We start from the raw sequence: 13,927 nt of genomic DNA, 5'->3' as shown, positions 1-13,927 counted from the left end.
GGCCGCCCCGGGCTTCGATGTTATTTACAGCATCACCAGGTCACTGAACTTGAGCACTGGGGGCGAGGATGACAAAGGAAGGCATCTATTTCCTTGCCGATTCTGACGCTTCCCAATCGCACCGGACCAGTGTCTTCGGATGATGTCAACCGATTGCACATGTTGTCGGACCTTGAGATCGACTAGCAGCTCGTTTTGGTCGCCTCCACCAAAGTTTCGTCACTCTGCACGCCGTCGACATGAAGTGAGCCACCATACGGGCATGAATGCCTTCGAACTTATCTGCTTGCTGAGTGTGGGGTGCGGCATGGTCTGCGCGCTGGGCCTCGCAGCACACCTGGTTCATCGGCCTGCCACGATGGCTGTGATGAACGTGGTGTGGCCCGTCTGCGCCCTTTTCGGTTCATGGGCCATCATCGTCCTTTACCTCCGGTTTGGAAACCGGCACGACGGTCAACCGAAGTGGGCGCATGTGGCTAAGGGATCCTTGCACTGCGGCAGCGGTTGCACGCTAGGGGATATCGTCGCCGAGTTGACCGTGCTGGCCCTGCCAGCGGCCGCCACTGCCTTTGGATGGCCTTGGCTGTTTGGTGATCGGATGTTTGCAACATGGGTGCTGGACACCTTCCTTGCCTTCGGATTCGGAATCGCCTTCCAGTATTTCGCGATTGTGCCGATGCGGCATCTGACGCCCCGCGAGGGTCTTCTCGCCGCCGTGCGTGCTGATACGGCTTCGTTGCTCGCATGGCAAGTTGGCATGTTTGGCGCAATGGCCGTGTTTCAATTTTGGCTATACCCCCATTTTTTGGGATGGCGCCCCACGGCGGCTCACATCCAGTTCTGGTTTGCCATGCAATGGGCGATGATCACCGGCTTTGCAACGAGCTACCCGGTGAATGCATGGCTCATTCGGCAAGGCCTCAAGGAGGCTATGTAGCGCTCACATGCAATGTGAATGCTGCAGAAGCCATGCGCCCCACCGAAGCACAGCTCATGAGCCTGAGGTGGATCTCGACAGCATTGGCTGCTACGCCGCTCAAAGGCACCGTCAAAACGAGTCCATCGATTGCCGCCGACCGGCATCAGCCATGGCCAAGATGACCATGGCACCGAGCCCCCAAAGGGTTGATCGGGACATCAAGATACCTCGGCGATGCCTTCACGCTCAAAGGCGATGCGGGCCGCTTTCTCCCAAACGTTCGGCCTGGCGGATCTGGGTGACGCGTTCGACCAAGTCGCGGATGGCTCTGGTGACCTCCCTTGGGTTGCCCACCATCCCCGAGACCACGATGCGGTCTGCCTCCACCGTGATCGCGCCGATCCCGTGCGCCCGCTGGAACGCCGGGGTCTCGCGATCGAACACTGCCGTCCAGTTGGCGGTTGGCGCCACATCCAGGAGCGCCACCAACGGCGCACTCGCGGAAGTGCTCCCGGCGTCGTCCAGTGCAGGGACTTCAAAACCGACGACCCGGGGAAAACGTGCGTGTGGCATGGAGGCTCCTGGACGTGGCTAGTTTACCCCGAGGCCGATGATTCTGTGGCCCTCGTGTGGGCAACGCCCTCGGTGCCCCCTTCCGTTGGTCGCTGCAACCTTTCGGGATAGGTTGGTTGCGCCGCCATCAGGAGTGCCAACCTAGCGTCGGGGGAAACCTCCAGGATGGGCCATGGCTGACCCATTGACCGATGCACCCCAACCCCCAACAGGCTCTCGCCGGTTCTGGCGAGCCCGGGGCCCAGGCCTCGCCTCGGGTCGGGCAGACGACGATCCTTCTGGCATAGCGACCTTTTCCATGGTGGGATCGCAGGTTGAAACGCAGTTGCTGTGGATCGTCTTACTGACCTAGCGTTTGATGGCCGCGGGGTAGATGATGTGCGCCCGTGTCGGGATGGTCACCGGCAGAGGGCTTGGGGCCCTGGGCGATCGGTTTCCGCGCTGTCTGGTGGCCACAGCCACCATCGCCCTGCTCGACGCGAGCCTCTTGAACATTGCCGCCGACTTGGCTGGCATGGCCGACGCGATGGAAATGCCCCATGCCGGACCGCGGCTGCTGTCGGTGCGGAGAGTACCATCGTGGCCCAATAACTTGGCATCGTGCAAAACCAAGTCCTTTATTGTCCAATGCGCTGTAGAAGACGCCGGTCCATCGTTAAGGGAGGTCATATGTCAACCGCCACTTTGCCCCCCATCGCCGTGGTCATCGAACCGCGTCCTACTCTGGCCGACACGGTGGCCGATGCGCTCCGCCGCCGGGGGTATGAGGTACTGGTGGCCTCCACACATACGGGCGGTGCCAAAGCCGTGTTGGCCGATGCCCAGGTCGATTTCCTGGTCGCGGCCGTGCCAGCGCCGGGCGAAGACCGTTCAGGTGCCTATTTGGCAGCAGCGCGTGAGCGCCATCCGCCGATGAAAACCGTGGTGATGCTTTCCGATCCTGACGAAGATGCCAAGGATGCCCCGCTGGGGGCCATCAAGTTGGTCAAGCCCTTCACGCTCGACCAATTGGAGGATGCGTTGACTCGTGCCGCGGACCTCGTGCTGGACTGAATGGGCGCGGTCAGCCCGGCGTCGGCGCAGCCGGCAACGGCGGATCCGATGCAGGCCCAGCGAACCACGTTCTCGCGGCTTCGATGGCCGAGGCCAGCATGGAGCGATTGAACGGCTTGGCCAGCCGCGTGATGCCCACGCTTTCCGGAGACGAAAGCGCCTCGGCATACCCCGATGCCACCACGATCGGCAGGGTCGGTTGGAGCCGACGCAAGGCCTCCGCCAGCTCAGCCCCCGTCATGCCCGGCATCGAGAAATCGGTGAGCAATAGATCAAATTTGCCAGGCGCTTCGAAGGCCACCAGCGCGTGGCTGCCGGACTCGGCCGACACCACGACATGGCCCATGTCTTCGAGCATCGCGCACAAGGTGTCTCGCACCAACGCATCGTCGTCGACCGCCAGGATTTTCAAGGGCTGCCCGCCCGCCGGAGGGTGATGGTCCGCCACTGCGTCGGACGGCCGGGCAGCCTCCGCGTCGTGAGCATCCCCTGCCGCTGGCAGAAGCAAAGACACCACGGTGCCTTGGCCGAGGGTGCTTTCGACCACAAGGCGTCCGTTGGATTGCTCAGCCAACCCGTGAACCATCGACAGCCCGAGTCCCGTGCCCTTTCCCACCCCTTTGGTGGTGAAGAACGGGTCGGTGGCACGAGCGAGCGTTTCCGGCGACATGCCTTCCCCGTCATCGGCCACCGACAGCTGGATATAACGACCCGGCGCGAGCCCGGACGCGTGCTTGCTGTCCACGATTTGCAACCGGGCGGAGATTTCGATGTGGCCGCCGTTGGGCATCGCGTCACGGGCGTTGACCAGCAGGTTCAGCAACGCCAGTTCGAGCTGATGGGGGTCCACCAAGGCCCGGCCCAGCGACAACGGAAACCGGGTGGTGACCTCCACCCGGGAGCCAAGCGTGGTTCGGGTCATCTCGCGCATGCCATGAATCAAGGCAGGTAACTCCACCGCCGCGGGCTTGAGTTCCTGGCGCCGGGCAAAGGCGAGCATTCGCTGGGTGAGCGACGCGCCCCGCTCGATCCCCGCCATCGCCGTCTGAAAGATGGACCGGGTGCGAGGGTCCTCAGGCAAGCGATCACGCAGCAGCTCCAGGGTGCCCTGGACGGCCATCAGCAGGTTATTGAAGTCGTGCGCCATTCCCCCGGTCAACTGGCCGATGGCTTCCATTTTCTGCGCTTGAAATAAGGCCTCCCGCGCCTCTTCCAGTTGCTGTTCGGCGGCGCGCTTTTCGGTGACATCGCGGGTGACCTTGGCAAATCCCAAGAGCGTTCCATCTTCATCCAGGATGCGATCAATGACGACATGTGCCCAGAAGCGCGTCCCGTCCTTGCGCAAGCGCCAGCCTTCGTCTTCCGCTCGACCGATCTCGGCGGCGATGCGCAAGTTGCGCTGCGGAATGCCTGCGAGCCGGTCTTCATCGATGTAGAACGCCGAGAAATGGCTCCCAATAATGTCGTCGGGCAGGTAGCCCTTGATGCGTTCCGCGCCCGAATTCCATGTGGCGACGTGCCCGTCGGGGTCAAGCATGTAGACCGCGTAATCCGCGACGCCCTGAACAAGAATTCGAAATTGGGTTTCGCTCATCCGTAAGCGTTGGAAAGCCAAGCTCCCTGCGCCCGCCATGTCGTCGTTCATCAACGTGCTTCACCGTTTCACTGCGACCGACCAAAAATTTTCCTAAAAGCCTGCTTCGCCGGTGTTAACGGAACGTCAACGTATATCAAGGGATGTGTGAGATTCATTGTCCGTATTCCATAGGTAGATCCTTCGGAGGTTGAGGACTTGGCGTCGATCGCGCCCGTTCCATGGGTACCGTTCCGCCGATCGGTGGCCGGGTGAGCCGGCCACTGCGGCCCTGCGCCGGGTCCGTGCCTGCGGGGTTTCGGCGTCGGCGTCGCGCGCAGGGCTGGCCTCCATCAGCGCCCAACCGCCTCGCCCACGCCCTCCGGAGGGCTTCGCCGTGAATGAAATGTTTTGTGGCGTCCGATGCCAGTCGACGCTCGGCCTCATCCGCTTTGCCGCAGCCAGCTCAAGCCCCATTTGCCCGCCCACCCCGTCAGTCGAGCGGATTTCACCGCAATAGCCGCACGCCTCGGCAATGCCGTCAGTCTCGACGCCGACGGACCCAACCAAGTGACCAGCGCCATTTTTCTGGCTGCCGGCCCAAGACTATGCCGTCCCGTGGCCGCCGGCCAAGTCACCCAAACCGCCAGTTTCGGCTTTTTCTCCAGGCCGCCCTCGGGAACAGAAGTTCCGACGGGCCGGCTCTACGCACTGCGAAACGCGGCCGATGGCCATTTCGCTTGGATGGTCACCAACTCCACCATCGGGACCGCGAGCAGCATGGTCGCGGCGCGAACGGCGGAGAAGGTGGCCTGGCTGGCTATTGCGGGGATCTCGACCACGATGGTCGTTCGACCACCTCTCCGCTGTCCTGACCGAGCCCCAAGCCGGGCGGTCGCGGCAGAGATCCTTCGCTGCGTGCTCCCGTGCGCTGACCGTTCGATCCGAAGCGTCAGCCTGCCGCATCATCTGGATGGCGCGGGCTGCCTGCCTGCATGACCCGGCTACCGATCAATGCCCCTCAAACCCCTGCTAGCACCGATCTGCTCGCTGCGTGATCCCTTTTCTCGAAGCCACCTCTTCATCTATGGTGGCACTACACCAGCACACGCCGTTATCTTGGCCCTGAACAGGCGCGACGCCCTTCGACGCAATGACCTCTTCGATGCGTGCCGGATTTGCTTAGCGGTTGACGGGCAAGGCCCGATTTTCATCGGCGAGATTTCGACAACGTGTTAGCTAGCCTCGATTCGGATACACAAGCCGAGGGAATTGATGATCCTGCCGCCTGCTTTACCCCCGGAGGCCGAGGCCCGGCGCTTAGCCGTGCTCGCCGAATACCAACTGCTCAATTCAGATCAGAACGAAGATCTCGACCGATTGACTCGGTTGGCGGCGCGCCTGTTTCATATCCCGATCGTGCTGGTCTCACTGGTGGATCACGATCGGCAGTTCTTCAAGTCCCGGGTGGGCCTGGACGTATGTGAGACCATTCGGGATATCTCCTTCTGCGCGCATGCCATCGTGGCAGATGACATCTTCGTCGTGTCCGATGCGCTCGCCGACCCGCGATTTCGTGAAAATCCTCTCGTCCTAGGACGACCCTTCATCCGATTCTACGCAGGTAAACCTCTGGTGACGCCATCTGGCGAGCGTCTCGGGACGCTATGCCTCATCGATGATGAACCACGCGACACATTCACCCCCGTGGATCGCGCAAATCTCACCGATATTGCTGCTCTGGTAATGGACCGCCTCGAAATGCGCCGTCTGGACCGCATGCGGAGTATCAGCCAAGCTCGGTTCGAGAACATCGCTGCTACCTCACCCGACGCAATCATCTGCTCCAATACACGGGGTCACATCACCTTCTGGAACCATGCCGCCGAACGTCTGTTCGGTTACAGCGCGGCGGAGGTCGACGGCAGTCCGTTGGATCTGATCGTCCCGGACAGCTGGCGCCGCATTTACGATGATGAACTTTCCCGCCTGAAAAACGGCGATCGACCGGAGCTGGCCGGGCAAACGATTGAGCTTTCTGGTCTACGCCGAGATGGCAGCGAGTTCCCTGCAGAACTCTCCCTGTCGGCTTGGCGAGAGAGCGACTCAATCAGCGTGGGTGCGATCGTTCGCGACATCACCGATCGAAGACAGCATGAATCCCGGCTCTTTCGCTTGGCTTCGCTTGATGCGCTCACCGGCCTGCCGAACCGTGCCGCTTGGCGGGAACGGTTGGATCGCGTGTTGGGCGACGCCCAGCCGGCGACGGTCCTGCTGCTCGACCTGGATGGGTTCAAGGAGGTCAACGATACGTTGGGGCATTCTGCCGGGGACCACGCGCTGATTGAGGTCGCATCGCGACTGCGTAACACGTGCCCGGATGCGGTCAAGCTTGCGCGCCTTGGGGGTGACGAATTCGTTGTGCTGCTGGAGGGTGACGACCCGGAAGTGGCTTGCCGGACAGCTGCCAGCCTGGTTGCTTCGCTTGCGCGGCCCTTCGAGTTCGCCGGACAAATCCTCGACCTGAGTGCCAGCATCGGTGTGTCGATCTCACCGCAACACAGCACGGTGCCCGACGAGTTGCTGGGTGCTGCCGACTTGGCGTTGTATCGGGCGAAAGCGGCTGGCAAGGGGAGATATGAACTGTTTTCTCCGGTGTTTCGAGAGGTCGCGGTCGCCCGCCGGGCTTTTGCTCGGGAATTGCGAATAGCCTTTGAACACGGAGAGTTCGAAATGTTCTATCAAGCTCAGGTAGATACCATCACGCGTCGGGTGACCGGTGCCGAAGCGCTGATGCGGTGGCGCCATCCGCAGCGGGGCCTGCTGTCACCGGCGTCCTTTATCGATGTGCTGAGCGAGAAGCCTTCCGCGCCAGCCGTCGGGGAATGGGCGTTAAGGCAGGCGTGTGAAGCAGCGGTGTCATGGGGGCTGCACCGCCCTAATTTTCATATCGGCGTGAATCTCTTTTCGGCACAGCTGCGCTCTGGCCAACTGGTCGCCACGATCGAGCGCGTCCTCTCCGATACGGGACTTCCAGCTGCCTCATTGGAACTCGAACTGGTGGAGAATATCTTGCTTCGCAGCGATGACACCACCGCTAAATCGCTACACGCCCTGCGAGACATGGGCGTCGGCCTGGCTTTCGATGACTACGGGACCGGCTACGCATCGTTGAGCTTGCTGAAGCGATTGCCCGTGACGCGCTTGAAGATTGACCGTTCTTTCATTCGGAATCTCATCCAGGACCAAGGGGATGCTGCAGTGGTCAATGCCATTCTCTATCTCGGCCGAAGCTTCGGGTTACACCTGATCGCGGAGGGCGTAGAGACGGAGGCGCAACTGGCCTATCTGGCCGAGCGCGGCTGCGGTGAGGTCCAAGGCTATCTCTTTGGTCGTCCTCTACCACGAGAGGAATTCGCTACGAAACACGTGGTAGGCGAGGCGCCCTGACCGGTGACGTTGCTCAATCATGGCCTCGTGAGTCCCGGATCCTTGCGATCTCGGAACCGGATGATGACAAGTGACTGCTTGGCGCAACACCGCGATGAGGTCATGACAGTCGAACTGTTTGTCGATGCACAGCAACCAAGGAAATTCACCTGCCTCCATCTCAGAGTATTGTAGCCAAAATCGCCGCCAGATTGGGGCGCAAGGCACGGGCCGCGGTGGCGAAGTCCCTGCCAGCCATGCCGGGCATGGCAAAATCTGTCAGAAGCACCTCGCACCCTGCCCCGCTTTCCAAGAGATCCGAGGCTTGTTGCGCCCGCTGGGCACTCAATACCGTGTCGCCGAGATCTTCACGTAGGGCTGCGACAGTCTGGTGGACCAAGGGATCATCATCGACCAGCAGAACGCGAAGGGGAGGTAGGCCATCGGAAGGGCCGACCGCCCCGCGCCCTTCCATCGCGACCGTGCTGCTCTTGAAAAAGTTGTCCGCTCCAGTCGGGGCCTGGACCGCAGTCGCCGCGGAGCTACCGGCGGGCAGTCCCGCCATCAAAGGAACCTTGCGCATGAGAACCACGACTGAAACGTTGAAAAGAGGCCATTTCCGTTCGCAGGGTTGGGCCGGCACGCGTTCACTGTTTTTCCCGCTCTGACGATTGATAAGGCCAATCCTCGCGAATGCGTTGGCTCTGTTCTCGTCACGAGTGGGTGGATGCACTCGAAGAAGCACGTCGGAACGGAGCGGTCGCCCCCGTCCGATGACCTCACCGCGGTCTACCGTTGATTACAATAGCGAATGGTGTACCGGGATCGGCAGGCCTGCCACGAGGCCTGGTGTGTCCGGCGTTGAACGCGCGTACGCGTTCGACGAGGAACCCCCGGTGGGCCCACGCACTCGAATCCAATTCTGCGACCGAACGTCGGTCGCGCGAGGTTCGAGTCGTTTGGATGGCGGTTCGCCTCGTCAAAAGCTCGGCTGGGCTAGGCAGCCGCACTAGCGCCATGGCGGCAAATTGCCCCTCCAGGAACTTGGTTGCTGCATACATAGGGGCAGCGTAGCGACTGCGAAGATCCGCGAGTTCTGTATTGCGGCGAACGTAACATACTGCGGAAACGCTCATCCCGCGTGGGATGAGCGTCGACACTCACGCCTGTATGCGTTTACTCGCCCAGAGGAAAGTCCGCGCTGAAGGTGAGATTAGCCCAGCGGAAAATTTCGGCCTGTCGATTCGCCAGTGTTTCGCCCACCTGTTTGAATCCCATCGAGCCGAGAAGAAGTCGGGCCGGCGGATTCTCGGCCTTTACAATTGCGACGATCGCATCGGCCGCTCGCGACGGGTCTCCAGGCTGGCGTCCGTTGCGCTGCTCCAGCGCCTTGCGCATGGCGCCGGCGCTGCCCTCGTAATCGGCAATGCGATTGTCGGCGTGTTCCATAGATCGGCCCGCCCAATCCGTGCGGAAAGGGCCCGGCTGTATGGCGGTCACATGGATGCCCAGCGGGCCGACCTCTTGCACCAGCGCGTCGGTAACGGCCTGCAGGGCATGCTTGGAGGCGTTGTAGATGCCCAGGCCGGGGAAGGTGATGAGGCCGCCTGTGGATGTGATATTGATGATATGTCCGGAACGCTGCTCGCGCATGATCGGCAGTACTGCGTGGAGCATCGCAAGGGAGCCGAAGAAGTTGACATCAAACTGACGTCTTGCTTGCATCATGCTGGACTCTTCCACGGCGCCCTCGAGACCATACCCGGCGTTGTTCACCAGCACGTCGATGCGACCACTAATTGAGAGGGCGCTGTGAATAACGCCCGGGATCTTTTCTTCGTCAGTCACATCGAGCAGAACACCATGAGCGCGCTCAGCGTCCAGCGCGTTGAACGCAGCAAGGTGGGGTTCGGTGCGAACGGTACCGACCACGTGGTCGCCGGCGGCCAAGGCCTTGATCGCCAGCTCATGGCCAAGTCCGCTGCTGACACCGGTAATGAGCCAGGTAAGGGGGGAAGGCATGATTTTCTCCGTGCATTGGGTTGAGTGAACTGTAAAGTGCCCGCGAGCGGTCGATAATGCGATTTTCGCTCCATGACCTTGTTAGAGAATCTTAAAGGTCACACGGCGCGGACGGTCGGCGAGGACGGGGTGGCGGACACCGATCGCTGCCCCGGGCCAAAGGCGAGCAACGCTAGCGTCCCCTTGGTGGCGCGATATCGATAGGACAGGAAGCGGTCGCATGCAGGGCTTGGCCAGGCCTGGCCTGGCCAGATCAGGCCAGCGGTGAATGAGCCAACGGGGAAGGGTGCAACGAATCGGACATGGTGCTCTCTTGGCCCACGCACACGGGCGTGTTCTCAAGACGCAAAGTCTAGGGCGGCCTGGGTCAATCGAGAATCCAGTATCCCCTTGATGAGCTTTGTAGCTGCGCTTCAAAAAGCGCCGCTGTCAAAGGATGAAATCGTTAACCTGAGCAGCGATATCGCGCTCGGAGAGCAGGAAATCGATAAGCGCCCGGAGCTTGGCCGGCACCCTTCGCCGGTCAGGATAGTACAGATGAAGGGCCGGAAAGTCGGGGCTCCAATCGGCAACGAGGCGAACCAACTTGCCTTGTGCTACAAATCGCTCCGTGTATCCGTTGATGGTATAGATAATACCCAGCCCATCCAGTGCCGAACGAAGCAAGATCTCGGAATCGTTGACGACCATTCTGCCCTTGACGATGAGATCGAAGTGTTCCGAGCCACGCGAGAACGCCCAGCGTTCGACCTGCCCGGTAGTCACATGCCGGTATCCGATGCAGTTGTGCTCAAGTAGGTCGCGCGGGTGGGACGGTGTGCCGTATTGTTCGAGGTATTGGGGCGATGCGAGAACCTGCGCGCTGAGCAGTGGGCCGACCATCACCGCACACATATCTTTTTCCACCAACTCACCAAATCTGATGCCGGCATCGAAGCCTTGGGACACGATGTCCACCAAGAAGTTATCCACCCGAATCTCGAGGAAAATCTCGGGGTATGCATCCATGAATCGCCGCAGCACTGGCTGGAGAACGATAAGGTACGCGGCGCGAGGGATATTGATGCGAAGCATGCCCACCGGACGGTCCGCCTCCTCCCCTAGATCCTGCGATGCCTCAGATAACTGATCGAGCGCTGGCTTCACGCGGGCGAGGTAGCGTGCGCCCGTCTCGGTCAAGCGGACGCTCCGCGTTGTCCGATTGAATAGAACTAGTCCAAGACGGCGCTCGAGATTGCGAATGGTTTGACTCACAGCCGATGGCGTGACTCCGAGCTTGACGGCAGCCGCGGAAAAGCCGCCTTCTTCAGCCACAGTGACAAAAGCGATCAGCCCATCAAAATGATCGTGACGCATTCCCGCTCCCGATATGCAGTGAAGCATCGAGCCGAACACCGTTGGCAAGTTCATCGATGCCGTGCCGTCCGTCGACCGACTGTTCTTCTCGTGTAGTAACTATACTCGACTGGTCTCGGGCTCGTCGTTGCCCTCGCCCATTCGGCACCAACTGCATTCGTTCAATCGCCGAGCAGTGTAGTTTTCGATACCGCCGGGCCACGGCATGCGATGCACCCGTCCTTAGGGTTCGGCACTTCGCCGACTGGGGATGACGTCAGAGGTAGCGCAGTCACCACCACGCCTTTGTCTGCTTAAGGCGGCCAAACCACCCGGCCATGGGATAAACCGTCGCTAGAACGACGATCCAGGCAAGGTAGCCCCCCCCGAGCGCAAAACCCCAGTCGGCAGTTACGATTGGCGGCGTCACCCGGTCGAAAACAGCGGCGGCGTTCCATTGAATAAAATTCAGGAAAAGGTCGACAGGAAAGCCCAGGGCAACCCCGACCAGCACCATCAACAGATGGGCGACATAGACATGCGTGATGTATGTGAACAGAGGAGTCCGCCCGAAAGTCAGCAGGACTTTCCGAAATGGGCCCCGCACCCTGTCAATGGCGCTGCCAAGCAGGAGGGACAACCCCAGTGTAACAAGGACGTAGTCCGTCGAAGGCGGATATTTGCTGACATCGAGAAACGACATCACTGTTTGCGGCAAGGCTAGGGCTTGGTGCGAGCCGAATCCCGGAACCGAAGCGGTGAAGTACACATTCACGGGGCGCCGGCCGTGAGCAGCCGACCGAACCATTTCTGAAGCGGAAAGCGCGGATTCTTTCCAAAAAGATGGGCTGTGCCGTGCCAGATAGGCGGGAGGTACTTGGTGGCAAAGCTCCGGACATAGGAAGGCAACATGATCGGTCAATTTACGGCGACCGCCTATGCCCGCCCTTTCCCTGAGGTCGTCTAGGCTGTTTCTCGCGGTCGGAGACCGCGAGCATTAGTGCAGTGCATGAGCGCGTCCGATGTTGCACTAGGCAGAGGTCGGCCTCGATGTCCACTTTGAACGAGCACCGGCCTTCCATTCCCAATCCGCGCTCCGCTAAAGTGGACGTACCGGTCTGGGCACGGTTTTGGCCGCCGTCCCCGAGCCCGAACACGTTGCTGGTCAGAGGGTTATGGCATTGTCCGACAGGATCCCGCCACCTCCACCAAGTCCAGACCAAACCCCTTGTCCTACAAGGGGTTTTTTCTTGCCTCGGTTGATCCCTCCAGGTATCAATCGAGGTATCAATTGCCCAAGCCCTACATCCTCAAGCGCCCTGCTGGCTGGCATGCCCGGTACTTCGTACCGCTGGTCCTCCAGCCTCTCCTCGGTTCGCGATACCTGGTGCTGAGCCTCCAGGGAGAAAGAGGTGACGCAGCGCGCCTTTCGGCGGCCCGAATCGGCTATGTTCTCTCCCGCGTCTTCGAATGGATGCGGAGGAACCCGGTGGAAAAGCCCAAGGACCTGCTGGCAACAGCACTGGCCGCTGCGCGGAAAAAGATCGACCTGATCATCGAGCTCCCGGACGGAACCCGGATCACCACCGATGGGTCACCGGCGGAGAACGCTGCTGCCGAGCGGATCATGGCCGAGCGGGAGCGCATCCGCCTCGGCGCAGAGGCGCCATCCGGGACCGGTGTGGCAAGGCCTGCATCGGCCGGACGCGACCCGATGAGCGCTCGCATCGAAAAGCATCTGTCCTACATGCGAGGCAAGGCGCTTTCCGAGAAGAATGTCCTCGACTCCGAGTACACCCTCGGACTGTTCGTCGCGCTGGTCGGTGACAAAGCGATCGGCGACATCCAGCCGGACGACGTCGAATCGTTCCTCGCCATGCTGGTCGACTACCCGGCCAATGCTTCGAAGAAAAAACAGTACCGGGGCCTCCTGCCTCCCGCCGTACTGGCCAAAGCGCGGTCTGACGGAGCGTCAGGGCTTTCCCTTCGCACGCGGGAAAAACACCTTGATCGCCTACGTTCCTTCTTCGGCCACCACGTCAAGCAACACCGCCTTCCGTTCAACCCCTGCGACGGCTATTCGGTAACGACGAAAGCCCAGGATGCAGAGCGCTCGCGCGAGCCGTTCTCGAAGGAAGACCTGGCGCTCATTTCCAGGAACCTCATCTCCCAGGTGCCGCACGAATACTGGGGACCTATCCTGGCTCTCCACTCCGGCGCCCGCATCAACGAACTCGCTCAGCTGAAGCTCGATGACGTGGAAGAGGTATCAGGCATCTGGGGCATGCACTTCCGGCGAAAGACCAAGAACGCCGGCAGTCGACGCTTTGTCCCGCTACATCCGGAAGTCCTGAGGCTCGGATTCCTGGACTATCTGCGTGAGGTCAGACGGTACGGCTTTGACGTGGTCTTTCCCGGCATTCACGATAAGGCAGGGGAACCCGGGGACGTCATCGGTGACTGGTTCAACCGGACGTTCCTGAGAAAGCGTTGCGGCATCGTCTCACCCACGAAAGTACTCCACTCTTTCCGCCACAACTTCTCGACGGCCGCCGAGCGTGCGGGTATCCCGGATGCACGCATTGGGCAATTGACGGGGCACAGCGCAGGAAAGTCTGTGTTGCGAACCCACTACATCCAGCCGGCCACGCTGCCCGAGCGCTTGGCGGACCTGTCAAAAATCAGCTTCCCCGAGTTCAAGGTTCTGGTTCGGAAGGCTGCATTGTTCGAACATTATTTAAGGCGGACACGGGCTGTCGGGGAGCGACAGGCTCGTACACCTTCAGACGCTCGACAAGTCATCTCGAAATGACCCGTGGATTCAAACTAAGGTGGCAATCGCCAATTGAGCTGAAGGACCCGAAACCCAGTCGAGGCGTACCGAATCGCCTTACCCAGCATCCAATATGCGTCGCCCGCAGCCCGCTCAGTAGGGAATCATGTGCCTCGCTTCAAGCAGACACCAAGCTGATTTCGGGGTTGCAGTAATTGCGAACCCACACCCTGTAAATACTTTTCCGGAG

The 13,927-nt window shown here is 60.8% G+C and carries 10 protein-coding genes; 4 read left to right on the top strand and 6 right to left on the bottom strand.

Going from position 1 to position 13,927, the window contains the following annotated elements; genetic code table 11:
* Positions 1-262 precede the first annotated feature (262 nt).
* Complete coding sequence (locus JNG39_RS04165; RefSeq protein ID WP_368309871.1) at positions 263-937, top strand: DUF4396 domain-containing protein; 675 nt, start codon at positions 263-265, stop codon at positions 935-937.
* A 228-nt stretch (positions 938-1,165) separates the two neighbouring features.
* Here JNG39_RS04165 and JNG39_RS04160 read toward each other — a convergent pair whose 3' ends face one another.
* Positions 1,166-1,492, bottom strand: a complete 327-nt coding sequence (locus JNG39_RS04160) for a hypothetical protein (RefSeq protein WP_368309870.1) — start codon at positions 1,490-1,492, stop codon at positions 1,166-1,168.
* A gap of 669 nt (positions 1,493-2,161) precedes the next feature.
* On the opposite strand from JNG39_RS04160, the gene JNG39_RS04155 reads away from it, so the two are divergent.
* On the top strand, positions 2,162-2,545 hold the full coding sequence (locus JNG39_RS04155; RefSeq protein WP_368309869.1) for a hypothetical protein: 384 nt from the start codon (positions 2,162-2,164) through the stop codon (positions 2,543-2,545).
* A 10-nt stretch (positions 2,546-2,555) separates the two neighbouring features.
* Here the strand turns inward: JNG39_RS04155 and JNG39_RS04150 are convergent, their stop codons facing one another.
* Complete coding sequence (locus JNG39_RS04150; protein ID WP_368309867.1) at positions 2,556-4,190, bottom strand: ATP-binding protein; 1,635 nt, start codon at positions 4,188-4,190, stop codon at positions 2,556-2,558.
* A gap of 1,203 nt (positions 4,191-5,393) precedes the next feature.
* On the opposite strand from JNG39_RS04150, the gene JNG39_RS04145 reads away from it, so the two are divergent.
* Positions 5,394-7,568 (top strand): putative bifunctional diguanylate cyclase/phosphodiesterase, encoded by a 2,175-nt coding sequence (locus JNG39_RS04145; RefSeq protein ID WP_368309865.1) that lies wholly within the window; start codon positions 5,394-5,396, stop codon positions 7,566-7,568.
* A 160-nt stretch (positions 7,569-7,728) separates the two neighbouring features.
* On the opposite strand, the gene JNG39_RS04140 is transcribed toward JNG39_RS04145, so the two are convergent.
* From JNG39_RS04140 to JNG39_RS04125, 4 genes are all read right to left on the bottom strand, one after another.
* Positions 7,729-8,130: a response regulator gene (locus tag JNG39_RS04140; protein ID WP_368309864.1), complete on the bottom strand. Its 402-nt coding sequence runs from the start codon at positions 8,128-8,130 to the stop codon at positions 7,729-7,731.
* A gap of 593 nt (positions 8,131-8,723) precedes the next feature.
* A complete protein-coding gene (locus JNG39_RS04135; RefSeq protein WP_368309863.1) occupies positions 8,724-9,569 on the bottom strand; it encodes an oxidoreductase in 846 nt (281 codons plus the stop codon).
* A 429-nt stretch (positions 9,570-9,998) separates the two neighbouring features.
* Positions 9,999-10,925, bottom strand: a complete 927-nt coding sequence (locus tag JNG39_RS04130) for a LysR family transcriptional regulator (protein WP_368309861.1) — start codon at positions 10,923-10,925, stop codon at positions 9,999-10,001.
* A 271-nt stretch (positions 10,926-11,196) separates the two neighbouring features.
* Positions 11,197-11,607, bottom strand: a complete 411-nt coding sequence (locus JNG39_RS04125; protein ID WP_368309859.1) for a hypothetical protein — start codon at positions 11,605-11,607, stop codon at positions 11,197-11,199.
* 588 nt (positions 11,608-12,195) lie between these two features.
* On the opposite strand from JNG39_RS04125, the gene JNG39_RS04120 reads away from it, so the two are divergent.
* Positions 12,196-13,716 carry a tyrosine-type recombinase/integrase gene (locus JNG39_RS04120; protein WP_368309858.1) on the top strand — a complete coding sequence of 507 codons (1,521 nt, stop codon included), beginning with the start codon at positions 12,196-12,198 and terminating at the stop codon, positions 13,714-13,716.
* Positions 13,717-13,927: the final 211 nt, after the last annotated feature.

It is taken from the genome of Luteibacter sp. CQ10, from assembly GCF_040900725.1.
Lineage (GTDB): Bacteria > Pseudomonadota > Gammaproteobacteria > Xanthomonadales > Rhodanobacteraceae > Luteibacter.
The sequence above is the reverse complement of the archived record's forward strand: the minus strand, read 5'-3'. Positions and strand labels throughout refer to the sequence as shown.